This is a genomic window from Bradyrhizobium jicamae (genome assembly GCF_001440395.1).
Classification (GTDB): Bacteria; Pseudomonadota; Alphaproteobacteria; order Rhizobiales; family Xanthobacteraceae; genus Bradyrhizobium; species Bradyrhizobium jicamae.
The window spans coordinates 1-25,620 of record NZ_LLXZ01000105.1 but is presented as its reverse complement, the minus strand read 5'-3'; the positions used below and the strand labels follow the sequence as shown (position 1 = coordinate 25,620).

The 25,620-nt window shown below is 64.0% G+C and carries 24 protein-coding genes; 14 read left to right on the top strand and 10 right to left on the bottom strand.

What is annotated here, in order from left to right; translation table 11 throughout:
* Nucleotides 1–71 precede the first annotated feature (71 nt).
* Both gluQRS and CQ12_RS17360 read right to left on the bottom strand, forming a co-directional pair.
* Nucleotides 72–947, bottom strand: a complete 876-nt coding sequence (gluQRS, locus tag CQ12_RS17365; protein WP_057836523.1) for a tRNA glutamyl-Q(34) synthetase GluQRS — start codon at nt 945–947, stop codon at nt 72–74.
* Nucleotides 947–1,804 carry a nucleotidyltransferase domain-containing protein gene (locus CQ12_RS17360; RefSeq protein WP_157088271.1) on the bottom strand — a complete coding sequence of 286 codons (858 nt, stop codon included), beginning with the start codon at nt 1,802–1,804 and terminating at the stop codon, nt 947–949. The genes gluQRS and CQ12_RS17360 overlap by 1 nt, the downstream gene beginning before the upstream one ends.
* A gap of 134 nt (nt 1,805–1,938) precedes the next feature.
* Here CQ12_RS17360 and CQ12_RS17355 point away from each other — a divergent pair, with 134 nt between their 5' ends.
* A complete protein-coding gene (locus CQ12_RS17355) occupies nt 1,939–2,586 on the top strand; it encodes a DNA-3-methyladenine glycosylase family protein (protein WP_057836563.1) in 648 nt (215 codons plus the stop codon).
* Between the two features lie 109 nt (nt 2,587–2,695).
* On the opposite strand, the gene CQ12_RS17350 is transcribed toward CQ12_RS17355, so the two are convergent.
* A complete protein-coding gene (locus tag CQ12_RS17350; protein ID WP_057836562.1) occupies nt 2,696–3,583 on the bottom strand; it encodes a LysR family transcriptional regulator in 888 nt (295 codons plus the stop codon).
* Nucleotides 3,584–3,786: 203 nt separating this feature from the next.
* Here CQ12_RS17350 and CQ12_RS17345 point away from each other — a divergent pair, with 203 nt between their 5' ends.
* From CQ12_RS17345 to CQ12_RS17325, 5 genes are all read left to right on the top strand, one after another.
* On the top strand, nt 3,787–4,761 hold the full coding sequence (locus CQ12_RS17345; protein WP_057836521.1) for an NAD(P)H-dependent flavin oxidoreductase: 975 nt from the start codon (nt 3,787–3,789) through the stop codon (nt 4,759–4,761).
* Between the two features lie 44 nt (nt 4,762–4,805).
* Nucleotides 4,806–6,008 carry an ABC transporter substrate-binding protein gene (locus tag CQ12_RS17340; protein ID WP_430642229.1) on the top strand — a complete coding sequence of 401 codons (1,203 nt, stop codon included), beginning with the start codon at nt 4,806–4,808 and terminating at the stop codon, nt 6,006–6,008.
* Between the two features lie 13 nt (nt 6,009–6,021).
* A complete protein-coding gene (locus CQ12_RS17335) occupies nt 6,022–7,548 on the top strand; it encodes an acyl-CoA synthetase (protein WP_057836520.1) in 1,527 nt (508 codons plus the stop codon).
* Between the two features lie 223 nt (nt 7,549–7,771).
* Nucleotides 7,772–8,869, top strand: coding sequence for a DUF2855 family protein (locus CQ12_RS17330; protein WP_057836519.1), 1,098 nt, complete (start codon nt 7,772–7,774; stop codon nt 8,867–8,869).
* Between the two features lie 96 nt (nt 8,870–8,965).
* On the top strand, nt 8,966–10,726 hold the full coding sequence (locus CQ12_RS17325; RefSeq protein ID WP_057836518.1) for a flavin-containing monooxygenase: 1,761 nt from the start codon (nt 8,966–8,968) through the stop codon (nt 10,724–10,726).
* Nucleotides 10,727–10,741: 15 nt separating this feature from the next.
* Here CQ12_RS17325 and CQ12_RS17320 read toward each other — a convergent pair whose 3' ends face one another.
* Together CQ12_RS17320 and CQ12_RS17315 are read right to left on the bottom strand one after the other, a co-directional pair.
* Nucleotides 10,742–11,260, bottom strand: coding sequence for a DUF2380 domain-containing protein (locus tag CQ12_RS17320; protein WP_057836517.1), 519 nt, complete (start codon nt 11,258–11,260; stop codon nt 10,742–10,744).
* Nucleotides 11,261–11,292: 32 nt separating this feature from the next.
* Nucleotides 11,293–11,811 carry a DUF3280 domain-containing protein gene (locus tag CQ12_RS17315; protein WP_057836516.1) on the bottom strand — a complete coding sequence of 173 codons (519 nt, stop codon included), beginning with the start codon at nt 11,809–11,811 and terminating at the stop codon, nt 11,293–11,295.
* A gap of 409 nt (nt 11,812–12,220) precedes the next feature.
* Here CQ12_RS17315 and CQ12_RS17310 point away from each other — a divergent pair, with 409 nt between their 5' ends.
* Nucleotides 12,221–13,189 carry a peptidyl-alpha-hydroxyglycine alpha-amidating lyase family protein gene (locus CQ12_RS17310; protein WP_057836515.1) on the top strand — a complete coding sequence of 323 codons (969 nt, stop codon included), beginning with the start codon at nt 12,221–12,223 and terminating at the stop codon, nt 13,187–13,189.
* Here CQ12_RS17310 and CQ12_RS17305 read toward each other — a convergent pair.
* Nucleotides 13,186–14,112 carry a LysR family transcriptional regulator gene (locus tag CQ12_RS17305; RefSeq protein ID WP_057836514.1) on the bottom strand — a complete coding sequence of 309 codons (927 nt, stop codon included), beginning with the start codon at nt 14,110–14,112 and terminating at the stop codon, nt 13,186–13,188. The genes CQ12_RS17310 and CQ12_RS17305 overlap by 4 nt on opposite strands.
* A gap of 198 nt (nt 14,113–14,310) precedes the next feature.
* Here CQ12_RS17305 and CQ12_RS17300 point away from each other — a divergent pair, with 198 nt between their 5' ends.
* Complete coding sequence (locus CQ12_RS17300) at nt 14,311–14,736, top strand: YybH family protein (protein WP_057836513.1); 426 nt, start codon at nt 14,311–14,313, stop codon at nt 14,734–14,736.
* Nucleotides 14,737–14,768: 32 nt separating this feature from the next.
* Nucleotides 14,769–15,401 (top strand): LysE family translocator, encoded by a 633-nt coding sequence (locus tag CQ12_RS17295; RefSeq protein ID WP_057836512.1) that lies wholly within the window; start codon nt 14,769–14,771, stop codon nt 15,399–15,401.
* Between the two features lie 30 nt (nt 15,402–15,431).
* Here CQ12_RS17295 and CQ12_RS17290 read toward each other — a convergent pair whose 3' ends face one another.
* A complete protein-coding gene (locus tag CQ12_RS17290; RefSeq protein WP_057836511.1) occupies nt 15,432–17,192 on the bottom strand; it encodes a chloride channel protein in 1,761 nt (586 codons plus the stop codon).
* A 193-nt stretch (nt 17,193–17,385) separates the two neighbouring features.
* On the opposite strand from CQ12_RS17290, the gene CQ12_RS17285 reads away from it, so the two are divergent.
* The gene (locus tag CQ12_RS17285; RefSeq protein ID WP_057836510.1) at nt 17,386–17,943 is read left to right on the top strand and encodes an HNH endonuclease; all 558 of its coding nucleotides are present in this window, start codon (nt 17,386–17,388) and stop codon (nt 17,941–17,943) included.
* A gap of 66 nt (nt 17,944–18,009) precedes the next feature.
* Here the strand turns inward: CQ12_RS17285 and CQ12_RS17280 are convergent, their stop codons facing one another.
* Nucleotides 18,010–19,434, bottom strand: a complete 1,425-nt coding sequence (locus tag CQ12_RS17280; protein WP_057836509.1) for a DUF1254 domain-containing protein — start codon at nt 19,432–19,434, stop codon at nt 18,010–18,012.
* Between the two features lie 172 nt (nt 19,435–19,606).
* On the bottom strand, nt 19,607–20,362 hold the full coding sequence (locus CQ12_RS17275) for a DUF4336 domain-containing protein (protein WP_057836508.1): 756 nt from the start codon (nt 20,360–20,362) through the stop codon (nt 19,607–19,609).
* Between the two features lie 277 nt (nt 20,363–20,639).
* On the opposite strand from CQ12_RS17275, the gene CQ12_RS17270 reads away from it, so the two are divergent.
* From CQ12_RS17270 to CQ12_RS17255, 4 genes are all read left to right on the top strand, one after another.
* Nucleotides 20,640–22,157, top strand: a complete 1,518-nt coding sequence (locus CQ12_RS17270) for an AMP-binding protein (protein WP_057836507.1) — start codon at nt 20,640–20,642, stop codon at nt 22,155–22,157.
* Between the two features lie 166 nt (nt 22,158–22,323).
* A complete protein-coding gene (locus tag CQ12_RS17265; protein ID WP_057836506.1) occupies nt 22,324–23,295 on the top strand; it encodes a S1C family serine protease in 972 nt (323 codons plus the stop codon).
* A gap of 79 nt (nt 23,296–23,374) precedes the next feature.
* The gene (locus CQ12_RS17260) at nt 23,375–24,445 is read left to right on the top strand and encodes a carboxylesterase family protein (RefSeq protein ID WP_057836505.1); all 1,071 of its coding nucleotides are present in this window, start codon (nt 23,375–23,377) and stop codon (nt 24,443–24,445) included.
* Nucleotides 24,446–24,496: 51 nt separating this feature from the next.
* Nucleotides 24,497–24,703 carry a hypothetical protein gene (locus CQ12_RS17255; RefSeq protein ID WP_057836560.1) on the top strand — a complete coding sequence of 69 codons (207 nt, stop codon included), beginning with the start codon at nt 24,497–24,499 and terminating at the stop codon, nt 24,701–24,703.
* A 72-nt stretch (nt 24,704–24,775) separates the two neighbouring features.
* On the opposite strand, the gene CQ12_RS17250 is transcribed toward CQ12_RS17255, so the two are convergent.
* Entirely contained in the window at nt 24,776–25,444 is a 669-nt protein-coding gene (locus CQ12_RS17250; protein ID WP_057836504.1) for a DsbA family protein, read from the bottom strand.
* Between the last annotated feature and the right edge of the window lie 176 nt (nt 25,445–25,620).

The window sequence follows — 25,620 nt, the reverse complement described above, 5'->3', positions numbered from 1 at the left end:
CGGCCAGCATGGCACGCGAACGAGGGCAAAGTCACGGAGACCTTTGCAGCAACCCCCAGTAGAAGTACGGACTATTCCGACAATCCGACAATGCGCCTGATCTCGGCCGGCGAGGCGCCCTGCCCCCGCAATTCGCGCAAGCCGGTGGCCGCGGTCGATTTCGACAGCTTTTGCCCCGACGAATCGGCAACCAGCCGATGATGCCGATAGGCCGGTTGCGGAATACCGAGCAGCTGCTGCAATAGAAGATGCACGCTGGTCGACCAGAACAGGTCCTGGCCGCGCACCACGTCCGTCACGCCCTGCAGGGCGTCGTCGATCACGACGGACAAATGATAGCTCGTCGGCGTCTCCTTGCGCGCCAGGATAACGTCGCCCCACGCCTCGGGATGGGCGGCGACGACGCCGCTCTCGCCGCCCGGGCCCGCACCGTCTTCCTGCCAGGCCAGTTCCTCCGTGCGCGCCAGCGCCTTTGGCATGTCGAGCCGCAGCGCGTAGGGCATGCCCTCCCCGATCAACCGGTTGCGCTCGTCCGGCGGCAGCGATTTCGCCTCGCCCGGATAGAGCGGCGCCCCGTCGGGATCGCGCGGCCAGGGGGCGCTGGCTTCGCGCTGGACGACCAGACGGGCGATTTCGGCGCGGCTCTCGAAACTCGGATAGATCAGGCCCAAGCCCGCCAAGATTTCGACCGCCTCCCGATAGCGCGAAAGATGTTCCGATTGCCGCCGCACCGGCGTTTCCCAGGAAATCCCGAGCCAGGCCAGGTCCTCGTAGATCGCCGCCTCGAATTCCGGCCGGCACCGTGTCGCGTCGATATCCTCGATCCGCAGCAGGAACCGGCCGCCACTCGCGCGCGCCAGATCGAAATTCAGCAGCGCCGAATAAGCGTGGCCGAGATGGAGGTAGCCGTTCGGACTGGGCGCAAATCGGAAAACGGGTGGCGGCATCAGGCGGGTCTCACCACAACCGGACCGCCGTCGCACTCCCGCTCCAGGCGTTCGACAACCGCCCGGTAGAACCGTTCGGCCTGCGCGACGACTTCTTCGGACGCCCGCGCGCGACCGCCCTCAAATGACACCCTTGCCAATTGGAATTCCGAATCGAGAAAGCTCGCGACGACGGGAGGCAGCGGAGCTGCCCCAAGCTCGCGCGTGACCAGCTTGCGGCTCATGAGTTCGGCAACCTCCCTCTCCAACGCGGCCGGCGGATCGCATTCTTCCATGAGCGTGGGAAAGTGCATCGGTGCGATGGCTTCGCGCGGCCGCATCCGCAGCCAGCGCAGGGTCGCCGCCGGGCGCAAGGCGTAGAAGATCTTCTTCTGCGCCACGCTTGTCCCATCGCCAAAGTAGACCCGCCTCTGGCGTTCACCAAGATGGAGATAGTGGCGACCAATGGCCTCGCGGGTCGCGGCATGCCGCGCGAACTCCAGGAAGCCGTCCCGGAACCAGGCTTGCCCGCGATAGATCACGGGCGACCGCAGCCACTCCACAATCACCGCATTGCCCTTCAGCAGCAGCCGGAGCGCCTTGCCAAGATCCCAGCCGTTCGCGTCGAGGTCATCTTCAGGCGGGAACTCGATCACGTCCCGTGCCGGCCAGGGCGTGACATGCTCTGCAATACGCCGCACGAAGACGAAACGACAATCATAGTCGCTGTCAGGCGAGGAAAAGCCCCATGCGCGGCTTCCGCTCTCAATGGCCAGCGGCAGAAATACGCCATGTTCGTCGGTGATGCGGTCGAGCAGCGCATCGATAAGCGCGACCTTCTCGCCATCCATTTCGCCTGGGATGCTTCTCAAACTCATCTTTCCAGCTCAGAGCGGGGCCATGACCTGTCCGCCGAGGCAGAAAGATATCGACAGCCTGATACCGCAGACGGCTATTCGCAGTCTGCACAAGGCAGATTACCATGCCCGGCCATGACCAAGAAGATTCCATCATGACCGTTCACCTCAACAGCCAGTCCGACCTCGAAGACGCCGTCCACGCGCTGGTCAAGCAGGATGGGCGGCTGAAGCCGATTCTCGAGCTGACCGGCATGCCGGCGCTGCGGCAGCGCGAGCCGGGCTTCGCCGGGCTGGCGGCGATCGTCTGCGGGCAGCAATTGTCTACCGCAAGTGCGGGCGCGATCTGGGCGCGGCTGACGGCGGCATTCGATCCGTTCGATCATCACGCCATCGGCAAGGCCCGGGCCGACCGCCTCGGCCGTCTCGGGCTTTCGGCCGCCAAGATCAAGACCCTGAAGAACATCGCGCGCGAACTCGCCACCGAACGGCTGAACCTCGAGGTGCTGGCCGAGGAGGATGCGGACGCCGCCCACCATACGCTGATCGCGCTGCACGGCATCGGACCGTGGACCGCCGACGTCTATCTGCTGTTCTGTCTCGGCCATGGCGATGCCTGGCCGGCCGGCGATATCGCCATACAGGAAGCGGTCAAAGTCGGGCTCGGCCTGCAGGCCCGCCCGACCGCCAAGCAGATGGCCCCGCTGGCGGAGCCCTGGCGCCCCCTGCGCGGCGCCGCGGCGCATCTGTGGTGGAGCTATTATCGGGTGCTGAAAAAGCGCGAGGGCGTGCTGGCGAAGTAGGCCGCACGTCTCGCGACGGGGCCTGGACACAAAATCTCAAAAACAACCCCATGCAAAGTAGAATTGGGCCGCTCGTTGCCACGCGCGGCGCATCGGTTTCGTTCCGCCTCTACCCCCGCAGCCGCACCCGATCCTCGCGCGCGGAAACCGTGACGAAATCGATCACGGCGCGCACCGCGGGGAGATCGACGAGATCGGGATGCGCCAGCAGCCAGAGATCGGCCACGCTGACGAGTTTCTGCGGGGCGACGCGAACGAGGTCGGAATAGGCGGCGGCGACAAAGCAGGACAGCGTCGATATTCCCAAGCCCGCGCGGGCAGCAGCGAGCATGTCGCCCTGCGAGGAGCAGCGCATCACCATCGAGCCCTGCTTTGTAATCGCGTCGCTCCAGCGCGCCAGGCGCTCGTTGGACAGCCGGTCGGCGAAGCCGATGACACTGTGTCCCTTCCATTCGTCGCGCCGCTCGGGAAGCCGCCGCAGCGCGGCATAATCGCGCGAGGCGTAGAAGCCGGTGCCGAGGCGGCCGATCCTGCGGCCGATCAAATTCTCCTCGCCGCTGTCGACGGGGCGCAGGACCACGTCGGCCTCGCGGCGGCGAACGCTGGCCGGATACGGATGGGTGATGATCTCGAGCTGGATATGGTCGTGCGCGCGCAGGAACGGACCGAGCTTCGGCATCAGCCAATGCGAGGCAAGCGTCGAACCGATCGACAGCTTGACGACGCCGCGCGCCTGCGCCCCCGTCGCCGACACCGCGGCTTCCGCACGCAGCGCCGCCGCCGCCATTGCCTCGACATGCTCGCGAAACTTGCGACCCTGCGCCGTCAGCGAAAGGCCTTCGTTGGAGCGCGCGAACAGGGGAATGCCAAGCTGGCCTTCCAGCTCGGCGATCTTGCGGCCGACCGTCGGATGGCTGGAGCGCAACTGGCGCGCCGCGGCGGCGAAGCTGCGGGTCTCCGCCACGGCGACGAAGGTCTTGCACAGGTCCCAGTCCATCAGCTCCTCGTTCTTCGGCGCCCTGTTCATTCCTGACTGATTGCCTGTTCAATATTGAACGGCCGGGACGTGCCGTCCAGCCCTATAATGGGACCCAATAAATAGCGCCCCGGCCAGCGGCTCCGCCCGGCCCGGCGTCCTCAAATCAACATCAATCGACGCGTGCCGGCCCCGCCGGCTTGGCGTTGCAAGGGAGAGACCGAATGCCGTTGCCCGCTTCGCTTGCGAACTCGCTCGAACTGCCGGTCGTCGGCTCGCCTCTGTTCATCGTGTCGGGCCCCGAACTCGTGATCGCCCAGTGCAAGGCCGGCATCGTCGGCTCGTTTCCGGCGCTGAACGCACGTCCGGTCGAAAAACTCGGCGAATGGCTGAGCCGCATCGAGAACGAGCTTGGCGAGTACAAGGCGCTGCATCCGGAGAAGAAGGTCGCGCCTTACGCGGTCAACCAGATCTGCCACGCCTCCAACGATCGGCTGATGAAGGATATGGAAACCTGTGTGAAGCACAAGGTTCCGATCATCATCACCTCGCTGCGACCACCGATCGAAATCGTCCAGGCCGCGCATTCCTATGGCGGCGTCGTGTTCCACGACGTGATCAACGTCAAGCACGCGCGGAAAGCCGCCGAACATGGCGTCGACGGCCTGATCCTGGTTTGCGCCGGCGCCGGCGGCCATGCCGGCACGCTGTCGCCGTTCGCGCTGCTGCGCGAGGTGAAGCAGTGGTTCAAGGGCACTGTGCTCTTGTCGGGCGCGATCTCGGACGGCTGGGGCATTGCCTCGGCGCTCGCGCTCGGGGCTGATGCGGCCTATATGGGCACGCGCTTCATCGCGACCGCAGAAGCCAATGCCGACCCGGCCTACAAGGCCGCGCTGGTCGAGCACGCCGCGCACGACATCGTCTATTCGAACCTGTTCACCGGCGTGCACGGCAATTATCTCGGGCCCTCGATCGTGGCCGCAGGGCTCGATCCTGACAACCTGCCTCAAAGCGACAAGTCGAAGATGAATTTCGGCTCCGGCGGCAACACCAAGGCCAAGGCCTGGCGCGACATCTGGGGCTCCGGCCAGGGCATCGGGCAGATCGCGGACGCGCCGCCGGTGGCCGAACTGGTCGAGCGGCTGAAGGCCGAATTCGCGGACGCCAGCGGCGACTTCCTCAAGCGCGCGCGTGCGTAAGCCACGCCGGGTTCAACAAACAACCAAACAGAACAGGGAGTGAGATGATGAGAGCCATCGCGATGTGCTGTGCCGGAGTTCTGGCGGTCACGGGCGGCATGGCCCGCGCCGAAAACGGGGTCACCGCCACCGAGATCCTGATCGGGCAGACCATGCCCTACAGCGGCCCGCTGTCGAGCTATTCCGGTCTCGGCAAGGTCGCGCAGGCCTATTTCGACAAGGTGAATGCCGAAGGCGGCATCAGCGGCCGCAAACTCAAGCTGCACAGCCTCGACGACGCCTATTCGCCACCCAAGACCGTCGAGCAGACCCGCCGGCTGGTCGAGCAGGACGAGGTGCTGCTGGTGTTCGGCTCGCTCGGCACCGCGACCAACAGCGCGGTCCACCGTTATTTGAACGGCAAGAAGGTGCCGCAACTCTTCATCACCACCGGCGCCAGCAAATGGGCCGATCCGAAACATTTCCCGTGGACGATGGGCGGGATGGCCTCGTACCATTCCGAAGGCGTCATCTATGCCAAGCACGTGCTGCGCACCAAGCCTGACGCGAAGATCGCGATCCTGTCGCAGAACGACGATTTCGGCCGCGACTATGTCTCCGCGTTCAAGCGCGGCCTCGGCGACAAGGCGGCCAGCATGATCGTGGCCGAAGCGGTCTATGAGGCCACGCAGCCGACGATCGACTCGCAGCTCGCCACGCTGAAGGCTTCCGGCGCCAACGTGTTCTTTGGCGTCGCGATCGGCAAGTTCGGCTCGCAGATGATCCGCCGCAGCGCCGAGATGGGTTTCAAGCCGGACCTGTTCCTGGTGCCGACGTCAGTGACCTCGATCGCGACGATCCTGGCGCCTGCCGGGCTGGAAAACGCGACCGGACTGGTCTCCGCGGCCTATCTGAAGAACATCAACGATCCGCAATGGGCTGACGATGCCGACGTGAAGGAATATTTCGCCTTCATGAAGCAGTACATGCCTTCGGCCGATCCGCACGACACTACCTACGCCAGCGGCTACACCAGCCTGACGTTGCTGGCGCACGTACTGCGCGCGTGCGGCGACGACCTGAGCCGTGCTAACGTCTTGAAGAAGGCAACCTCGCTGAACAAGGTCTCGCTGCCGCTGCTACTGCCCGGAATCACCGTGACCACCGGCCCCGACGACTATTTGCTGTTCCAGCAGCTTCGCATGCAGCGCTTCGACGGCAAGAGCTGGGTTGGCTTCGGCGATCTGATCGAAGATCAGGAACCGTAAGGAGAAATCTGCCATGATCATCGGCGGCGATCGCCAGATCAGCTATCCCGACATTCACGCCCGCATCGCACGGGCGGCGACGGGCTTCAGGGCGCTCGGCGTCGGTGGCGGCGTACCCGTCGGCATGATGCTGCGCAACGATTTTGCGTTCTTCGAAGTCTCCGGCGCGGCGGCAGCACTGGGCAGCCCGGTGGTGCCGATCAACTGGCATCTGAAGGCCGAGGAAGTCGCCTACATCCTCGCCGACAGTGGCGCCAAAATCCTGGTCTGCCATGCCGACCTGCTGCCGCAGATCAGGGACGGGCTGCCCGCCGACGTGCGGCTCCTGGTGGTGGCGACGCCGCCTGAAATCGCTGCAGCGTTCAACGTCGCGCCTGCGCTGACGCACGTTCCCGACGGCATGACGGATTGGGACCGCTGGCGCGACATGCATGCGCCGCTGCAGGACGCCCCGATCGGCAGCGCGCCGATGTTCTACACGTCGGGCACCACCGGCTTGCCCAAGGGCGTGCGCCGCAAGCCGATTGCGCCGGAACAGGTCGCGGCTTCCGCCCGCGTCGGCGGCATCGCCTATGGCGTCAAGCCGAACGAGGATCAAATCATCCTCATGAACGGCCCGATGTACCATTCGGCGCCGAACTCCTACGGCATGCTGGCGTTCCGCAGCGGCTGCACCATCGTGCTCGAACCGCGCTTCGATCCCGAGGACATGCTGCAACTGATCGAACGTCATCGCATCACGCACCAGCACATGGTGCCGACGATGTTCGTGCGCCTGCTGCGGCTGCCGGATGAAGTCAAACGCCGCTACGATCTGTCGTCGCTGCGCTTCATCGTGCACGGCGCGGCGCCCTGCCCGCCACAGGTCAAGCGCGCCATGATCGAGTGGTGGGGGCCGGTCATCAACGAATATTTCGGTTCGACCGAAACCGGCATTCCGGTATGGCATTCCGCTAAGGAGGCGCTGTCAAAACCCGGCACCGTCGGCCGCGCCATCGAAGGCGGCATCGTCAAGATCTTCCGTCCCGACGGCTCGCCCTGCGGCGTCGATGAACCCGGCGAGATCTTCATGCGGCAGATGTCCGTTCCGGATTTCGACTACCACGGCAAGGCCGAGGCGCGCGCCGAGGCCGGCCGCGAGGGCCTCGTCAGCGTCGGCGACGTCGGCTACCTCGACGCGGACGGCTATCTGTTCCTGTGCGATCGCAAGCGCGACATGGTGATCTCGGGCGGCGTCAACATCTATCCGGCCGAGATCGAAAACGCGCTGATCGGCATGGACGGCGTGCGCGACTGCGCAGTGTTCGGTGTCCCCGACGACGAATTCGGCGAGCGGCTGTTCGCTTGCGTCGAGCCGGAGGTGGATGCAGCGCTGTCTTCCGCTGCGGTGCAGGAATTTCTGCGCGGCAAGCTGGCCAACTTCAAGGTGCCGAAGGACGTCGTGTTCATGGACGCGATGCCGCGCGAAGCCACCGGCAAGATTTTCAAGCGCAAGCTGCGGGATTTGTATACCGAAGGCAGACTGCGCGCGATTGGGTGAGAGGTCACGCTCTGCACCCTCCGCGTCATTGCGAGCGAAGCGAAGCAATCCACCTCTCCGCTTGCTGAGACATGGATTGCTTCGTCGCTGCGCGCTCCTCGCAATGACGCGGGGAGAGCATTCCCGTACCTGATCCGAACAGCGTTTTAAACGTAATTGCTGTTGCAAAACGGTCATCGGAAGGCGCAAAGATTGCTGCATGTGAAGTGCAGGGAGCGAAATCATGCAAGCCATCGACTTCGTCGTCGCCCGCAACGACCTGCAGCAATGCAAGGTGATCGAGACGCAACTGCCCGACGCAGCCGCGCTGCCTGACGAAGCGCTGCTGGTGAGGGTGACGCGCTTTGCCTTCACTGCCAACAACATCACCTATGCCGTGCTCGGCGACCACCTGAAATACTGGCAATTGTTTCCGGCGCCCGGAGGCTTCGGCAACGTTCCGGTATGGGGTTTCGGCGAAGTGATCGCCTCGAAACATCCCGGCATTGCCGCCGGCGAAACCCTGTTCGGCTATTTCCCGATGGCGACGCATCTCGTCATCGAAGCTGCCGACGTCTCCAAGATTGGGCTCCGCGACGCCGCCGCGCATCGGCAAGGGGTGGCGCCGGTCTACAATGCCTACAGGCGCGTCAGCGGCGATCCGGCGTTTGTTGGCAAGCAGGGCGACTATCAGGCGCTGCTGCGGCCGCTATTCATGCTGTCGTTCCTGGTCGACGATTTTCTTGCCGAGAACGAATTCCATGGCGCGAAAAGCGTGATGCTGTCCTCGGCTTCCAGCAAGACCGCTTATGGACTCGCGCACCTGCTGCACGCCAGGAGAAACGGCATCAAGGTGATCGGCCTGACCTCGGCGGGCAACACCGCCTTCGTCAAATCGCTCGGCTGCTACGACGAGGTCGTGACCTATGACAATGTCAGCTCGCTGCCGGCGAGTTCCGCGGTCGCCTATGTCGACATGGCCGGCAACACGCCGTTACGCGCCACGCTGCATCGGCATTTCGGCGAGCAGATGAAATACAGCGGCATCATTGGCCTCACGCATCGCAAATCATCGCCCGATGACGCGGCGCAGGCCCTGCCGGGCGCCAAGCCCCAGTTTTTCTTCGCCCCGGACCAAATCCGCAAGCGCGCCAAGGAATGGGGACCAGGCGGCGTCGACACGCGGTTTGGCGCCGCATGGTCGACCTTCGCCCCGAAGCTGGATCAATGGATTGATGTGATCGAGCATCGTGGGCCTGCAGCCGTTCAGCGCGCCTATCTCGACACCCTCAACGGCCGGGTGTCGCCGGATCAGGGGCTGATCCTGTCTCTCTCGGAATAGGCGGCATCTCCTCCCGCCCTTCCTGCTCGGCCTCAAATGGGTATAGGCTTTGCCGACACGAAACGCCGCGAAGACGGCCGGTGATGGGAAGCGCCCATGCTCGACAGGACGGACGACAGTTCGGTAGCCGCCGACACCTGGCTTGCGCAGTTCGAGGAAGCGCTGGCAAAGGCCGATGACGCGCTGCTGTATCAGCTATTCCATCCCGACAGCTATTGGCGCGACGTACTGGCACTGAGCTGGAATATCCAGACACTGAACGGCCGAGAGGCCATCCTGAAAGCGCTGCCACCGCTGGCCTGCCGCATGGCTCCCAGCGGTTTCGCCATCGCTCCCGATCGCGCTGCGCCGCGCAAGGTGATGCGCGCCGGCACCAACGCCATCGAGGCAATCTTCAAGTTCGAAACCAAGGTCGGGCGCGGCAGCGGCATCATCCGCCTGATCCCGGATGCGGACGACGGCAACCGGTTGAAAGCCTGGACGCTGCTGACCGAACTCGGCGAGCTCAAGGGGTTTGAAGAACAGCTCGGCGTCAATCGCCCGCGCGGCAATGCCTATTCGCGCGATTTTCGTGGGCCGAACTGGCTCGACTTGCGCAAGGCCTCCGCCGGCTATGCCGATCGCGATCCCACCGTGCTCGTCATCGGCGGCGGGCAATCCGGGCTATCCATCGCCGCACGGCTGAAGCAGTTGAACGTCGATACGCTGATCGTCGATCGCGAGAAGCGCATCGGCGACAATTGGCGCAAGCGCTATCACGCGCTGACGCTGCACAACCAGGTGCAGGTCAATCACCTGCCCTATCTGCATTTCCCGCCGAACTGGCCGACCTACATCCCGAAGGACAAGCTCGCCAACTGGTTCGAAGCCTATGTCGAAGCGATGGAGCTGAACTTCTGGACCGGGACCGAGTTCGAGGGCGGCAGCTACGACGAGAAGCAAGGCCGCTGGACGGTGACGCTGCGCCAGGCTGACGGCGGCAAGCGCATCATGCATCCGCGCCACGTGGTGCTGGCCACCGGCGTCAGCGGCATTCCGAGCGTGCCGGAGATTCCCGGCCTCAAGGATTTCGCCGGCAAGGTGATGCATTCCAGCCAGTATGACGACGGCGAGAACTGGAAGGGCAAGCGCGCCATCGTGATCGGGACCGGCAACAGCGGCCATGATATCGCGCAGGATCTGCATTCCAGCGGCGCCCGCGTCACGCTGTTCCAGCGCTCCTCCACGCTGGTCGTCAGCATCGAACCCTCGGCGCAACTGGTCTACGCGCCCTACAATGAGGGCACACTGGAGGATAACGACCTGATCGCGACCTCGATGCCGCTGAAGCTGGCGCGCAGGAGCCATGCGATCACGGCGGAGAAATCGAAGGCGCTCGATCAGGAATTGCTCGACGGCCTTGAGCGCGTCGGCTTCAAGCTCGACTTCGGCGAAGACAATACCGGCTGGCAGTTCAAGTACCTCACCCGCGGCGGCGGCTATTATTTCAACGTCGGCTGCTCCGATCTGATCGTGAAGGGCGACATCGCGCTGAAGCAGTTCGCCGATCTCGACACGTTCACGGCTGCCGGCGCAAAGATGAAGGACGGCGAGACCATCGCCGCCGATCTCGTCGTGCTCGCCACCGGTTACAAGCGCCAGGAAGAGCTGGTGCGAAAGCTGTTCGGCGAGACGGTGGCCGCACGCGTCGGCACGATCTGGGGCTTTGGCGAGGAACAGGAACTGCGCAACATGTACACCCGCACCGGCCAGCCGGGCCTCTGGCTGATCGCCGGCGGCCTCGCACAGTGTCGCATCGGCTCAAAGCACTTGGCGCTGCAGATCAAGGCAATCGAGGAAGGGCTGCTGCCGCGCTGACGCCAGCGGTGGCGCTCACCATTCGCCGTGATCGAGAATTTGCCGAGCAAGGAAGGATTCCGCTCGCTGCCAGGCCGCATCGTTATCGCCGCGGAAGCTGATATAGCGAGCGAACACGATTCTCCGCGCATTCACGTCGATGACGTCGAATTTCGCCTGCTGTACCAGCGTGCTCATCTTGTGAAAGCGGCCAATCAATAGATGGGTAGCGCCGGCCTCCTTCGCCTTGCGCAACAGCTGACCGTCATTGATCTCGCCCACCGAGCAGGCGTTTGGCGGACATTCAAGCGCTGCATTCGCTATCTTTCCGCTCGCTGCCAGATCGCTGCGCAACGCGGCTTCGAATTCACGCAGCCGCCGGCGATGGTCGGCGCTCTGATCGATCACCTCACCCGAGGTGTCGACATAGTAGATTTCGGCGACGGCGAGCACGGGAAGGCCAGACTGTGCGTGGCCGTGCCGGACAGGACAGGCGGAGACAATAGCGGCAGCCAAAGCGAGGCTAATGATCCGCAATTTCATCAGCTTTTCCATTGCAAATGATTCCTTTCGGCTGCGCTACTCATTCACTGCTCCAGCAGGCGGCGCTCGATCAGCCAGCGCGCCCCGCGGCTCCAGGCCACGTTGGCGCCCATGCGCAGATCGGTCTGCTTGACATCCACGAGCGCCCCAGACCGGGCATTGCGAATCCTGTAGGTCACGGCGTATTCCGTCCGGGTGATGCGGGTGACGATTCCGATCATCGACTGATCGGCGCCAAGGCCCGCGGCGATCTTGGCGTCACAGCCGTCGCACTCCCGCAACTTGCCTGCTTTCGCCGCCTCGTCGTTCACAGCGCTGACGTCGACCAGTTGGTAGCGCCCCGATGCCGCGATCAGCCGACGCGCTTCCTCCGTCGAAAGCCGCAATTGCTCGCGGTCGATCTCGTCAGGCGGAACGTAGGCGGCCCCGGCGCTGAAATCCTCCAGTTCAAACGGAAACACCGCAATCTTGACCGGAGGCGGCGCGGCCGTCTCGGCGGCCCCCGCCGCCGCGAGCGCTGCAAGCACGATGGCCGGAGCGAGGACAAGGGCGATGGTGCGCATGGATCACCTCGGAACTGCTGCCTTACTCGCCGCGCCCGATCCATAGCCCTGCCGAAACGGCGGCTGCCCTGGATCAGCCGGATGAAATGCCCGATCTTATCCTGCCTCGCTTTCTTCCCAACTAAATTTGCCGCAATGTTCGAAGCCATCGGAAGGAAGCGGGGGGAGGAAGCTTGCAACAAGCAGCCTCTAACTCCGTGGCAAGCCCACCGCCCGCCATCGACCTGAAACTGCGGCTGACGTTACGCCTCGCGGCGCTGGCGGCAGTTTGCTTCATCGCGGTTGCGGCCGGCGCCTTTTCGCTCGAAAACGCTTTGTCCTGGAGATGTGCCATGCGCAAATCCCTCTCGTGCTTCGGACAGGTCTCTGCAACACTCCCGGCCAACAAACATCAGATGGGGAGAAACGCATGCCGGCAATTCTCGGCTCGGGCGAGCACCGTTACCGCGTGGTGGAAAACTGGGCGAAGCTGCCCGACGGCTGGCGCCTGACCGACGTCGCCTCCGTAGCCGTCGACAGCAAGGACCGCATCTACGTCTTCAACCGCGGCGACCATCCGATGGTGGTGCTGGACCGCGAGGGTAACTTCATCACAAGCTGGGGCGAAGGCCTGTTCAACCGCGCCCACGGCCTGCACATCGATGCCGACGACAATCTCTATTGCACCGATGACGGCGATCACACCGTGCGCAAGTGTACCGTTGACGGCAAGGTGCTGCTGACCATCGGCATCCCTGACAAGCCGGCGCCGTTCATGAGCGGAGAGCCGTTTCACCGCTGCACCCACACCGCGCTGTCGCCGAAGGGCGAGATCTACGTGTCGGATGGTTACGGCAATGCCCGCGTCCACAAATATTCGCCTGACGGCAAGCTCCTGAAGAGCTGGGGCGAGCCCGGCACCGATCCCGGCCAGTTCAACATCGTCCATAATATCGTCACCGACGCCGACGGCTGGGTCTATGTCGCCGACCGCGAGAATCACCGCGTGCAGGTATTCGACGGCAACGGCAAGTACGAGACGCAGTGGAATTTTCTGCACCGGCCGTGCGCGCTGTGCTGTTGCGGCGGCAAGCAGCCGAATTTCATCGTCGGCGAACTCGGTCCCGGCATGGCTGTGAACCGCAAGGTGCCCAATCTCGGCCCGCGGCTTTCGATCGTCGATTCACGCGGCAAGCGCATCGCCCGGCTCGGCGGCGAAAACGGTCCGGGGCTGGAGGCCGGCAAATTCCTTGCGCCCCACGGCATCGCGCTGGATTCAAAGGGCGATATCTATATCGGCGAAGTCGGCGTCACCGACTGGAAGACGAGCTTTCCGGAGACGCCGATGCCGTCGGAAGTTGGCGCGACCCGCTGCCTGCAGAAGCTGGAAAAGATCTAGGCCAGCGAAGGGCGGGAACGGCCTCGCCCGTCAAACAGGCCGTGCTCGCGGGCAAGGCTCTCTCCGACAAGATCGAAGAAGGCACGCACACGCGCCGTCTTCTTCAGATCGGCATGGGTAACGATCCACAATTCGCCGACCAGATCCGCCACCGGCTCCGGCAGCGCGCGGGCGAGATCGCCATCCTCATCGCCGAGATAGCACGGAAGCAGCGCCAGACCGATGCCGGCCTTGGCGGCGATGAACTGATTGACGAGACTGTTGGTCCGATAGACGAATGCGTCACCCGGCACCATCCGATTGATCCAATCGGCCGCCATGATGCCAACAGTGGTTTCTTCCCAGCCGATCAGGGCGTGGCGGGCGAGATCTTCGGGGGATGACACGCCCCCGCCCCTTTCATCGAGATAGCTGGTCGCGCCGTAGACGGTCCATGCGACATCGGCAAGCTTGCGGCCCCAGAGGTCGCCCTCCTTCGGCCGCATCGGGCGAAGTGCGATGTCAGCCTCGCGGCGCGAGAGATTGAGGACGCGGTTGTCGATCACGAGTTCGACGACGATGCCGGGATGGGTTTGCCGGAACGTTGCGAGATGGCCCGTTAGTTTTCGATAGGCCAGCGTCTCCGAGGAGGTGACGCGCAAGCGGCCGGAGAGCCGGTGATCGCGGCCGGCAATGTCGCGGCCGATGGCGAGCGCCTCGTCTTCCATCCGCTCGGCCGCCGCCGCCATTCGCTCACCGGCCGGCGTCGCCTGGTACGCGCCGCCGGGCTGGCGCTCGAACAGGCGGACACCGAGCCGCGCTTCGAGGGCATTCAGGCGCCGGAACGCGGTCGAGTGATCGATATCAAGCGCTTTGGCGGCGCCGGTAAGGCTGCTTGCGCGATGCACCGCCAACACGAGTTGGGGCTCGTTCCAGTCCTCCATGTTGCACAGCTATGAAGGGCTTGCAGTTTCGCAAGTGACGCTGGCGGATTTCCAATGTGCTTTCCGTTCTGCCAGACGTTATCTGGAGCAACAGAAGCGAGATGAGGACCAGAAATGACAGCGTTCCGGCGTCACAGCGAAGCGTGAAGCCACGGCCTCATCACAGCGATCATTCAACCCTCAACAGGAATCCGAGACATGGGCGCTCCATCCCCGGAACTTTGCAATCTCTGGCTGGCGCGTGCGTTCAACGCGCAGGACGCCGACGCCGCCGCGGCGATGTACCATCCCGACGCTTCGATCGTTCAGGTCGACGAGGTCCATGGCGGCAGCACCGTCGCGCGCGGCGCAGACGGCATCCGCAAGACCATGGCGGCCTATGTCGGCTTGAAGCCGCATATGGATGTCGTGACCCATCACACAACAGTCTCCGGCGATTTCGCCATGACGCGGTCGCAATGGCTGATCAAGGGTACCGATAAACAGGGCAAGCCGACCGAGGTGCATCACCACGGCATGGAAGTCCATCGCCGGATGCCCGACGGCACGTGGGTGTTCTTCATGGATCACCCGTTCGGGGCCGATCCGACCTGGGCGGTTGAAGCTCCGCCGCACACCGAGTAGTAGCATCACATAGCAAATCCGGAGAATTGCCAATGCAGGAGCTTGCCGTGCTCGCCAGCATCGTCGCCGCGCTCAGCGTCGGCGTGGTCAGCCCCGGGCCCAGTTTCGTGATGGTGGCGCGCGTGGCGGTCGCCTCAAGCCGAATCCGGGCGCTTGCCACGGCACTGGGCATGGGCGCAGGCGGCGCCCTGTTCGGCGCGGCGGCGCTGCTCGGGCTGCAGAGCGTCCTGCTGGCGGTGCCGGCGCTCTATGCCGTGCTCAAAGTGCTGGGCGGTCTGTATCTTTGCTATCTCGGCTTTCTGATCTTCAGATCGGCGCGGCAGCCGCTTGCGATGGTCGCGGGCGGCGGTGAGGACGGCTCCCGGCCGCTGCGCGCGTTCTGGCTGGGCTTCACCACGCAAGTCAGCAACCCGAAGACGTCCATCGTCTATGCGAGCGTGTTCGCGGCGTTCCTCCCCTCGTCCTTTTCCGTGGCGTTCGCGGCGGCGCTACTCGCCGCCGTGTTTGTCGTGGAGTCCGCCTGGTATGCGCTCGTCGCCATTCTCTTCTCGTCGGCAGGGCCGCAACGGGCCTATCTGTCGTACAAGTCCTGGGTCGATCGCGCGGCCGGCGCGGTCATGTTCGGCCTGGGCCTGAAGCTCGTTACCAGCGCTGCCAAACCGTAGACACCCGCATGGCGCGTTGCTTGAGCGCCATCAGACCTCGCCGATCGCCTCGCGCCTGCGTTTCTCGGATTCTTCCGCGTAGCGCCGCATCGCATGGGCCTCGGTGAGAAGCCCGACAGGCCGGTGTTCACCGTCGGTCTCGACGACCGCCAGCGATTCCGCTTCGGCGGCGTCGAAGACCGCAATGGCTTCCTGAATGTTCATGACCGGGTGCAGCACGACGTCCCGATGATGCAGGATGCCAAGGAGGCCGTGGGCGGCATCGATGTCAGGTGCGTGCGCTTCGGCCACCACCGCCAGCCCGACATAGCGCCCCGCAGCATCGACCGCGACGACCTGCGTCTTCGACCCCAGCGGAAATTTCGCCCTGAAGTCCCCGATCCCGATATCGGCGTCGACCGTGGCGACATCCGGCCGCATCAGGCGTTGGACCGTGAGATCGCGGATCCAGCCGACATCGGCGGCGCTGCGGATGGTTTCGCCGCGCAGGTGGAATCGCCAGGTGGCGAAGGAGTAGCCGAACAGTTCCCGCGTGATCGTGGTCGAGATGATGACTGCGACCAGCACCGCTGTGGTCAGCCAGAGATTGCCGGTCGATTCCAGCGCGATGAACGACATCGTCAAGGGACCGCCAATCACCGACGCCGATAGCGCGCTCATGCCAATCACCGCATAGACATTCGGATCGAGGCCGAGACCCGGCCAGGCCAGATCGACGCCGCCGGTGAACAGGCGGCCGCCGAGCGCGCCCATGAACAGCGTGGCGAAGAATAGTCCGCCGCGGAAGCCGGCGCCGAGCGAGACGATCGAGGCCAGCGCTTTCAGGACGAAGACGCCGGCGATGATCTGCAATGGCATCGATACGAGGCCCGAAAAATGCAGCGCGCCGTGACCCGAAGACATCACCTGCGGCGTCACTAGCGCAAGCAGACCGACCGCGAGGCCGCCGAGCGCCGGGCGGAGCGGCGGCCAGAGGCGGATCTTCGCAAGCCCCGTTTCGCACAACGCCACGCCGCGCATGATGAGGATGCCAAACAACGCCGCCAGTCCCCCGAGCAGCGCGGCAATCGCAAGATCGCGCCCGACGACGTCCCCGACCGGGCCTATGTTGATGCCGAGCGACAGCGCCTCAAATCCATGGGTGACGAAGTAACCCGCCACGGCGGCGACGCCGACCGGCGCGAGGCTCGCCGGCGTATAGCCTCCGATCACGAGCTCGAACGCATAGAAGGCACCGGCGAGCGGGGCACCGAACGCACCGGAGATCGCAGCCGCCGCCCCGCAACCGACCATGATGCGCTGGTCGGCACGGCGCAGGTGAAACCCGCGGCCGAGCGAAGCGGCGAGGCCGCTCGCAAGCTGTGTATATCCTGCCTCAAGGCCGACCGATGCCCCGACCCCGCTGGACCAGGTGGTCTGCAGGGCCACGATGACGCTGCCGCGAAACGACATCCGCCCGCCATGCAGGGCGTTGGCTTCGATGGGATCGATCTCGCGCGCAGGCCGCCAGCGCAGCAACAGCAAGAGGGCTGCGCCCAGCACCAGGCCGCCGAGACTTGGAACCAGTACGGCGCGCAGCGTCTCGATATCAGGCTGGCTGGAAAGCCGCTCCGTGATGCTGATGTTGAACAGCAGCGCGTGCAGGGCAGCCACCGCCACGCTCATCGCCAGCACCACCAGGCCGCCAATGGTTCCGATCATCGCTGCCAGGACCACCAGGCTCGTTTCGTGGGCGCGAACAAACGCCCGCAACCGGCGCGGCGCCTCAAGATAACGTGAAGGGGTGACCATTCCAGGGGTCCGCCGGCGCTGACAATGCCCGTAGGTCGCGATTTAGCGGTCTTCACGGCCCCGATGCAAATCGGGGCGGAACAGTAACAGCGTCGGATAAGCCCCGGAACGCTCTTCACAATCCCGTCACGCTGCCTGTAGTATGCAGGGCAACATGCTGCTTCGCAGCTAACATGGGGGTCAGGAGCGTTACTTGAACGCACATGTCTCGCAGGGCGGTTGGCCGGTACTGGTGCTGAACGCGGACTTCCGGCCGCTGAGCTACTATCCACTGTCTCTCTGGTCGTGGCAGGACGCGATCAAGGCGGTGTTCCTCGAACGCGTCAATATCGTCGAGCATTACGACCGCGCGGTGCACAGCCCGACCTTCGAGATGCAGCTCCCGAGCGTGGTATCGCTCAAGTCCTTCGTCAAGCCGACCACGCATCCCGCCTTCACCCGTTTCAACGTCTTCCTGCGCGACCGCTTCATCTGCCAGTATTGTCACGCACATGACGACCTGACCTTCGATCACATCATCCCGCGCAGCAAAGGCGGCCAGACCACTTGGGAAAATGTCGTCGCAGCCTGCTCGCCGTGCAATCTGCGCAAAGGAAATCTGACGCCGCAGCAGGCCAAGATGTTTCCGCGGCAGGCGCCGTTCGCGCCGACGGTGCATCAGCTCCACCGCAACGGCCGGCTGTTTCCGCCGAACTATCTGCACGATAGCTGGCTGGATTATCTTTATTGGGACACCGAGCTCGATCCGTAAGGCCAGATCGGCTCATGAAGCGGATGTGGCGGGACGTAAAAGACTGTCAAAAGACACAAAAGACTGTCACGTTTTCCGCCGTCCACTGGCGTCCTGAACTGTCATACTAGACCCGCTTGACGGGGGCGGCGCCCATGTGCCGTCCGCGACTTCTTTCCTCGGCGCATAGATACGCAGCGCGAGCAGCATTCCGCCTTGCTTGGGCGCAGGCAACCAGTTGGCTTGTCGATCCGCGGCAGGTGGTTCTGCTTGGATGTAGATCGTCAGCGATCCATCGTCGCCGAACTTCATACCGCTGCGGTCGCCAAGCGCGTAGCGGTTGATGGAGTTGGGAACGAGATAACTGTCCGCATCGTAGGCGGTCAGTGACCAAAACGCGCCTGCGGGTGGCATTTCGCCTTTCGGAAAGCGTAACTCGTATCTGTTCGCGCCATCGAGCAGCTTCCCATCGCCGTCGGTTTTGGCAACCGGATAAATGGCATCCTCAGGCAAATTGCCGCCAACACCGAAAAAGGTCCACGACGCACGATAGGGATAGTTGGTGCCGTAGCGGCCCATATCGAGCGTAATTTCCCAGCCGTTCACATTTTTGCCGCGGACCGTCTCGCGCATCAGCTTCTGCCCCTGCACGACGCCATCCTCAATCGCCTTGCGAACCTCGGGGCTAAAGGCCGCCATACTAAATGTTGCGCCGGGCGCGACACCGAGTCGCCCCAGGCGCACCATTGTCTGCGGGTCGGCAGGGTCTGGCGGGTTATCGACCATGAGCGCGTTCAAGCGGCTGAAGAACGCCTCAGGCGGCATTGCCAGAACCTGCGTGGTGACCGGCGTCTTGGCATCCACGCCCGGCTTGAGCGGCACGTCGGCCGGTGGAGCGTAGTCCTTGCCCCATCCCGATAGCGGCGTCAGGTTGTATTTGTCCTGAAGTGCGTGCACAGCCGCGTAATCGTCCTTGCCGCCCGTGTAGGTACGGCCACCAACCATGATGAGGGCCGTTGGCATGCGCAGTTCGGTGAGGCCCGCGGGCAGTGTCCCACGCCATTTCGGCCCGACGATTGCGAAATTGCCGCCTTTGCCGCCGACCGTCCGCGACCCCGGTGCATGGGGAACGTTGTTCCATGCGTCGACCAATTGCATGAGCCAATAGCGATTGCCCATGTCTGGGACGGATAGCACGATCGGGCCATTCGAAAGGTCAAGTTGCGCGAGCGAATACAGCGTGTCGACGTTGAAGCCCACGACGGTCCGGTTCGACGAATCCGGAAATTCCCGGTAGTGTGCGAACTGGTTGATGGGCGCGAGATGTCCCTCAGGCTTCGTTGTATGCGTCAGCGCATCGATCTGCTTCTCGATGTAGACGAGCGGCATGCCGAACACCCAGGCGTCGCGCGCGAGGGTGCGAGCCTCATCCGGCGTTAGTTTCTGATCGACTTGCGCGAACGCTGGAAAGCTTCTGATGGAGAACAGCGTTGCTGTTGCGGCGAGCAGCACAGTGCGCCTGCGAAAGTCGGAGTTATCAATTGCTTCATTGCTCCCTCCCGAATTCCAAGCGAGAGATCAGACTAGCAATTTTGGCGCGAATGTCCTGTACAGTTTGTGCCGCGTCTTTTACGTCACGCCTGGTTTCCGGTTCCGATGACAGTCTTTCAGATCTCGGGACAGCTCACGATTTTGCCAGCCAGCGAAACGCCCGCCGCAGTTCATCCGCACCATCCCGCTCGTACCATCTGCCATGGGCAAGGATGATCCGCGCCGGATCCCAGCCGATCATCACGTCGACGGCCGCACGAAGCTCGTCCATCCGCGCGCGATAAGTCAGACGCAAGTCGCGCGGCATTTTTCCATCGGGGTGCTGGGCACCGCCAAGCCAGGTCAACACGCGGGCGAGCAGACCGAGCTTTTGCGGCTCGAAATTCTCGATCATGTCCGTGAGCACGAGCGTTCGGCTCGGGCGGTGGAAGAATACGACCTCGCTCATGTAGCTGCCATGCACCGGCAGCGTGTCGATGGCTCCACCCCAGGGATAGCCGGATCGATCGTCAAGCAGCCGGCAGCGATGTGAGACTCGATCGAGGCGACCGCCGGCCTGATCCATGATGCGCGGCGCGAGATAAGCCACGGCATCCGGATACGCCTCGCACCACTCCGGAATCCACCAGTAGTGGATGCGGTTGGGACCGATGATCCAGGCCGGCTCGCCGATCGCTGTGATCTCCGATTTCAGCCCATCCGTCAGCGGCGTCGGCGAATGAATCAACAATTCACGACCGATGCGGAGGATGGTCATGCGCGTCGGAAATGGCATCCTGAAAGGCGCCGGGCCGAATTCAATCAGTGGACCATCAACGATCCACACATCGTCGATCACCGGCTTCAGTGTATTCAGCGGCGGATAGGTTTCCCGGTCGGGCTCTGTCATCGCGGCGAAATCGGCTTCAGGTCATTCAATGGTGGCCCCAGACTCGGCGCGGCGACCACGAAAGACAAGACAGTTGCGAGGTCTACGGCCATCGGTTGATGGTCCTCTGGTTCAAGCCGGCAACAATGTCCGCGCAAATGCGTTCCGTCCTTGAGAAGCGCTCCAAGGCCACTCTGGTCTCCCTTCACTCAGCCATCCAATTCTGTCACGATGCTTTTGAGGCACCCGCCTCATCAGAATCACAAGAGCGGCATCAACGCCCCAACGGAAACGCCCCATGCTCATCCCCATCGCCGACGTGCCGCGCTGGTATGCCGAACGTAAGCCGAGCGACACCATCGCAGTCAGTCACGGCGCCGACGCCATCACCTGGGAACAACTCGAGCGCAACGCCAACCGCCGCGCCCGTTCCTTTGCCGCCAAGGGCGTCAAACCCGGCGATTTCGTCGCGATCGGCCTGCCCAATAGCAATGTGTTTTTCGAAACCACTTTTGCGGTGTGGAAGTGCGGGGCGACGCCGACGTCGCTGACCTGGCGGCTGCCGCGCGGCGAGGCTGCGGCCGTGCTCGACATACTGAAGCCGTCACTGGTGGTCGGCGGCCAGCCGGACTGGAACGCGCCGAATTCGCTGCCGGCGGATTTCGTGCCCGAAGGTTTTTCGGACGCGCCTGTGACCAACCCGGTGGCGCGCTATTGGAAGGCGATGACCAGCGGCGGCTCGACCGGACGACCCAAGGTGATCCTCGATCACATGCCGGCGGTCGTCGAGACCACCTTCCCCTCCCCGCTCGGCATTCCCCAGAATGCCTCGCTGCTCAACCCGGGGCCGCTCTACCACAACGCGCCGTTCATCGTCTCGCACACCGCGTTGTTCAACGGCGGCCGCGTCACCGGTCTCGTCAAGTTCGACGCCGAGGATACGTTGCGGCTGATCGAGAAAAACCGCGTGCAATGGGTCAATTTCGTGCCGACCATGATGCACCGGATCTGGTCGCTGCCCGACGCGGTGCGCAACGCCTACGACCTTTCCAGTCTGCAGATCGTGTTTCACATGGCGGCGCCGATGCCGCCGTGGCTGAAGGAGAAATGGATCGAGTGGCTCGGGCCGGAGCGCATCTACGAGCTTTATGGCGGCACCGAGCGGCAGGGCGCCACGATCATTTCCGGCACCGAATGGCTGGCGCACAAGGGCTCCGTCGGCAAGATCGGCGAGACCTGCCGCCTGCGCATCATCGGCGAAGACGGCAACGATGTCGCGCCGGGCGAGACCGGCGAGATCTATTTCCTGCCCGATGACGGTGCCGGCTCGACCTATCACTATCTCGGCGCCGAGCCTAAGCGCCGCGCCGATGGCTGGGAGTCGCTCGGCGATATCGGCCGCCTCGATGCGGAGGGTTATCTCTATCTCGGCGACCGGCTCGCCGACATGATCCTGCGCGGCGGCGCCAACATCTATCCGGCCGAGGTCGAGGCTGCGGTATCGGCGCATCCCGACGTGCGCTCCTGCGTCGTCGTCGGCCTGCCCGATCCGGAATTCGGACAGCGCGTCCATGCCATCCTCGAGCTCGACCGCAGCACGGATGCGCAGGCCGTCGCCGACGGCATGGCCGATTTTCTCGCCGACCGGCTCAGCCGCTACAAACATCCCGAAAGTTTCGAGGCCCTCCAGGTCGGCCTGCGCGACGATTCCGGCAAGGTTCGCCGCACGCTGTTGCGTGACGAACGTGCGGAATGGCTGAGGGAAAATCGCAGTTTCCGGATCACGCCCGCGCGCGAACGGGCAAAAGCGGACTGATCCTCGATTACCGCTGGAACAATTCTGAATTGGCCCGTTATGAGTCGCGTAGCGGGCCATTTTGGGGGACACTTTCAAGACGGCCGTTTGCAGCATAGATTGTGATGAATTTCCCGCGCTTCCGCGCCTCGCGGAAAAGCGCGCCAGTTCGCCAGGAGACCCATCCATGCCTTCCCTGACCGAATGGAGAGTGCCGCCCGCAAACCAGCCGCGTGCGGGCGACTATGGTTTCGACCTCGACAGAACCCTGTCGTCGGTGGTCGGGCTGCATTCGATCATTCCCTCCGATGCTTTCAGCGCAGAGACGCTCGGCACCGAACGCGCCGGCAATGGCGTGCTGATCGATCGCGGACTGGTGCTGACGATCGGCTATCTCATCACCGAGGCCGAGGCGGTCTGGTTGCATCGCGGCGACGGCCGCGTCGTGGAGGGCCACGCGCTCGGCTTCGATTTCGAATCTGGCTTCGGCCTGGTGCAGGCGCTTGGCGATCTCGATCTCGATCCGCTGCCGCTCGGTTCTTCCGCTGCCGCCCAGGTCGGCGACCGTGTGGTGGTCGGTGGCGCCGGCGGCCGCACACGCTCGGTCGCCAGCCAGATCGCGGCAAAGCAGGAATTTGCCGGCTACTGGGAATACCTGCTGGATGAGGCGATCTTCACCCATCCAGCTCATCCCAACTGGGGCGGCACCGGGCTGATCTCGAACCGCGGCGAACTGATCGGGATCGGATCGCTCCAGCTCGAACGCGAGCGCGAGGGCAAGGCCGAGCACGTCAACATGATCGTGCCGATCGATCTTCTCAAGCCGGTGCTCGACGACATCAGGAAGTTCGGCCGCGTCAACAAGCCGGCGCGGCCGTGGCTCGGCATGTACACGACCGAAATCGACAACCGCGTCGTGGTGGTCGGCATCGCCAGCAAGGGACCCGCGGCGCTCGCCGAACTCAAGACCGGCGACGTCATCCTCGCGGTGAACGGCGACAAGATCACCAGCCAGACCAGCTTCTATCGCAAGCTCTGGTCGCTCGGCACCGCCGGCGTCGACGTGCCGCTTACAGTCTATCACGAGGGCGTCACGTTCGACGTGGTGCTGAGTTCGACCGACCGCGCCAAGCTGTTGAAGGCACCAAGGCTGCACTGATAAAGGCTTCACTGAAACGGCCGCACTGAACCAACGCTGCATTGGATTAGAGTTCCCCGTTGAACGCAGAGAGTGCCCGATGAGTGAGGCCGTGGTGGACGACATCGTGGCCGTGCTGCCGCCGCTGCTGCAGTCGATGGAAGCTCTCGCCTTCGTCGCGCGCTACCTGAACCCGCCGGATTTCGACCGGGTGATGGCGGCGGCAGGCCAGCCGGACGACGATCTGCGCGCGGTCCGTCCGCGGTTGGCGCAATGGCCCGACGGGTTCGCCGACATCAAGGCCCCGCTCGAGGCAGCGAGCCTTGCCGCACTGGCCGCGTTCGCGGGCCTGCGCGTCGTCCAGAATGGCAATGGCGATTTCGTCAGCCTGTTTCGTGCGCTTCGATACGCCCCACGCGCACAGGAAGCGCTCTATCCGCTGTCGGTGAAATTGCCGCCGGTAAACGAGTTCTTCATTGATCCCTCGCTGCGGGCGGACGCAGAGCTTGCGGCGCGGCTGGCGGCACCGGCCCATGAGAACACCGGCGTCTTTCACCATCATAACGAGCCCGGCAGCCGCGGCGGCTTCTCGCTCTACGTGCCGGAATACTACGCGCCCGATCGCGCCTGGCCGCTGGTGATGGCGCTGCATGGCGGTAGCGGCAATGGCCGCAACTTTTTGTGGAGCTGGCTGCGCGACGCCCGCAGCCGCGGCGCGATCCTGGTGGCGCCGACCGCGACCGGCAATACCTGGGCGCTGATGGGCGACGATACCGATACGCCGAACCTGATGCACATCCTGGAATCGGTGCGGGCGCGCTGGAATGTCGATCCGCAGCGGATGTTGCTGACCGGGATGAGCGACGGCGGCACCTTCTGCTACGTCTCGGGTTTCGAGAGCGCCTCGCCCTTCACCCATCTCGCGCCGGTGTCGGCGACGTTCCACCCGCTGATGGCGGAAATGGCTGACGCCGACCGGCTGCGCGGCCTGCCCGTTCATATCGTGCATGGCCGGCTCGACTGGATGTTTCCGGTGCAGGTGGCGCGGCAGACCAGCCAGGCCCTGTCGGCCGCGGGCGCCGACGTCACCTACCGCGAGCTCGACGACCTCAGCCACACCTATCCGCGCGAGATGAACGCGGAAATGCTGCAATGGCTGAACGGCGCGTGAGTGGAACCATCCTCCATGTTCGGCGTTATCGGTCGCAACGGAGGAATTACCATGCAGACGTTTGTCGGAATGATTTTGGGTGCGCTGCTGCTGGTTGGCGGCGTTTACATCTACGATTCCCTGCAGACGTCGAGCGTGGCCAGCGGCCAGGTCGCACAGGCCAATCGCACCATCGTCAACTGGGATGTGGCGAAGGCCGACTGGGACAAGCTGACGACGCGCGCCCATGAGGGCTGGGTGAAGATCTCGTCGAAGTAATTTGCCGGCAGGATCGTCTTAACGATAGCACGCCGTCGTTCCTAACGACGGCGTGTTTTGCTGTGACGACCGTCAGTTGGCCTTCTTCGCCTTGCGGGCGTCGGCGATCACCATCTCGAATTCCGCCATGGTCAGGATGCCCGGGACACGGAACTTGCCGACGATGAAGGACGGCGTTCCCTTGAACCCGAACGCGATCGCCTGATCGTGGTTGCGGGAGAGAACGGTGTCGATCGCCTTGGCATTGGCCGTGGCGTCGCGGGCGAGGCGGTCCATGTCGATGCCGGCGCCCGCCAGCAATTCGCGGATGCGCGGTTCGGTCAGCTTGGAGCTGACGCCGATCATCGCCTCATGCGCGGCCATGTACTTGCCCTGATACTTCGCGGCCAGCGCCATCCGCGCCCCGAACTTCGAGACCTCGCCGAGGATCGGCCAGTCCTTCAGCACCAGGCGGACCTTGCCGTCATCCTGCACCACCTGCTGGATCTCGGGCGCGACCTTGCGGCAATACGGGCAGTTGTAATCGAACCATTCGACGATGTTGATGTCGCCGTCGGGATTGCCGGTTGCGGGTACCTCGGGGTCGCGCAGCACCAGCGCTTCGTTCAACACATCGTCCACCCGCTGCGCAAAGGCCGGTCGCGACGTGGCGCCGAGCAGCGCGGCACCGCCGAGCAAGCTGAGAGCTTCGCGCCGCGTAGGCTGCAGGGTGATCCCGGCCGGATTGTTCGATCGCTTCATCTTTCGTCTCGCGAAGGGCTGCATTTCCTGTCTACGGCGGAGATGCGGATATGTTACGCGCCAGCATATAGAGCGCCACGGCAATAATGACCACGGCGAACACGATATTGAGCGCCCCGCGGCGCTCGGCGAGGTGCCGCGCCGAACGCGTGCCGGCCAGGCCGCCGGCGATGCCG

Excerpts from the sequence above, each read along its gene's own strand:
- gluQRS (WP_057836523.1), bottom strand. The coding sequence starts at position 947 with ATGCCGCCACCCGTTTTCCGATTTGCGCCCAGTCCGAACGGCTACCTC.
- CQ12_RS17360 (WP_157088271.1), bottom strand. The coding sequence starts at position 1,804 with ATGAGTTTGAGAAGCATCCCAGGCGAAATGGATGGCGAGAAGGTCGCG.
- CQ12_RS17355 (WP_057836563.1), top strand. The coding sequence starts at position 1,939 with ATGACCGTTCACCTCAACAGCCAGTCCGACCTCGAAGACGCCGTCCAC.
- CQ12_RS17350 (WP_057836562.1), bottom strand. The coding sequence starts at position 3,583 with ATGGACTGGGACCTGTGCAAGACCTTCGTCGCCGTGGCGGAGACCCGC.
- CQ12_RS17345 (WP_057836521.1), top strand. The coding sequence starts at position 3,787 with ATGCCGTTGCCCGCTTCGCTTGCGAACTCGCTCGAACTGCCGGTCGTC.
- CQ12_RS17340 (WP_430642229.1), top strand. The coding sequence starts at position 4,806 with ATGATGAGAGCCATCGCGATGTGCTGTGCCGGAGTTCTGGCGGTCACG.
- CQ12_RS17335 (WP_057836520.1), top strand. The coding sequence starts at position 6,022 with ATGATCATCGGCGGCGATCGCCAGATCAGCTATCCCGACATTCACGCC.
- CQ12_RS17330 (WP_057836519.1), top strand. The coding sequence starts at position 7,772 with ATGCAAGCCATCGACTTCGTCGTCGCCCGCAACGACCTGCAGCAATGC.
- CQ12_RS17325 (WP_057836518.1), top strand. The coding sequence starts at position 8,966 with ATGCTCGACAGGACGGACGACAGTTCGGTAGCCGCCGACACCTGGCTT.
- CQ12_RS17320 (WP_057836517.1), bottom strand. The coding sequence starts at position 11,260 with ATGGAAAAGCTGATGAAATTGCGGATCATTAGCCTCGCTTTGGCTGCC.
- CQ12_RS17315 (WP_057836516.1), bottom strand. The coding sequence starts at position 11,811 with ATGCGCACCATCGCCCTTGTCCTCGCTCCGGCCATCGTGCTTGCAGCG.
- CQ12_RS17310 (WP_057836515.1), top strand. The coding sequence starts at position 12,221 with ATGCCGGCAATTCTCGGCTCGGGCGAGCACCGTTACCGCGTGGTGGAA.
- CQ12_RS17305 (WP_057836514.1), bottom strand. The coding sequence starts at position 14,112 with ATGGAGGACTGGAACGAGCCCCAACTCGTGTTGGCGGTGCATCGCGCA.
- CQ12_RS17300 (WP_057836513.1), top strand. The coding sequence starts at position 14,311 with ATGGGCGCTCCATCCCCGGAACTTTGCAATCTCTGGCTGGCGCGTGCG.
- CQ12_RS17295 (WP_057836512.1), top strand. The coding sequence starts at position 14,769 with ATGCAGGAGCTTGCCGTGCTCGCCAGCATCGTCGCCGCGCTCAGCGTC.
- CQ12_RS17290 (WP_057836511.1), bottom strand. The coding sequence starts at position 17,192 with ATGGTCACCCCTTCACGTTATCTTGAGGCGCCGCGCCGGTTGCGGGCG.
- CQ12_RS17275 (WP_057836508.1), bottom strand. The coding sequence starts at position 20,362 with ATGACAGAGCCCGACCGGGAAACCTATCCGCCGCTGAATACACTGAAG.
- CQ12_RS17270 (WP_057836507.1), top strand. The coding sequence starts at position 20,640 with ATGCTCATCCCCATCGCCGACGTGCCGCGCTGGTATGCCGAACGTAAG.
- CQ12_RS17265 (WP_057836506.1), top strand. The coding sequence starts at position 22,324 with ATGCCTTCCCTGACCGAATGGAGAGTGCCGCCCGCAAACCAGCCGCGT.
- CQ12_RS17260 (WP_057836505.1), top strand. The coding sequence starts at position 23,375 with ATGAGTGAGGCCGTGGTGGACGACATCGTGGCCGTGCTGCCGCCGCTG.
- CQ12_RS17255 (WP_057836560.1), top strand. The coding sequence starts at position 24,497 with ATGCAGACGTTTGTCGGAATGATTTTGGGTGCGCTGCTGCTGGTTGGC.
- CQ12_RS17250 (WP_057836504.1), bottom strand. The coding sequence starts at position 25,444 with ATGAAGCGATCGAACAATCCGGCCGGGATCACCCTGCAGCCTACGCGG.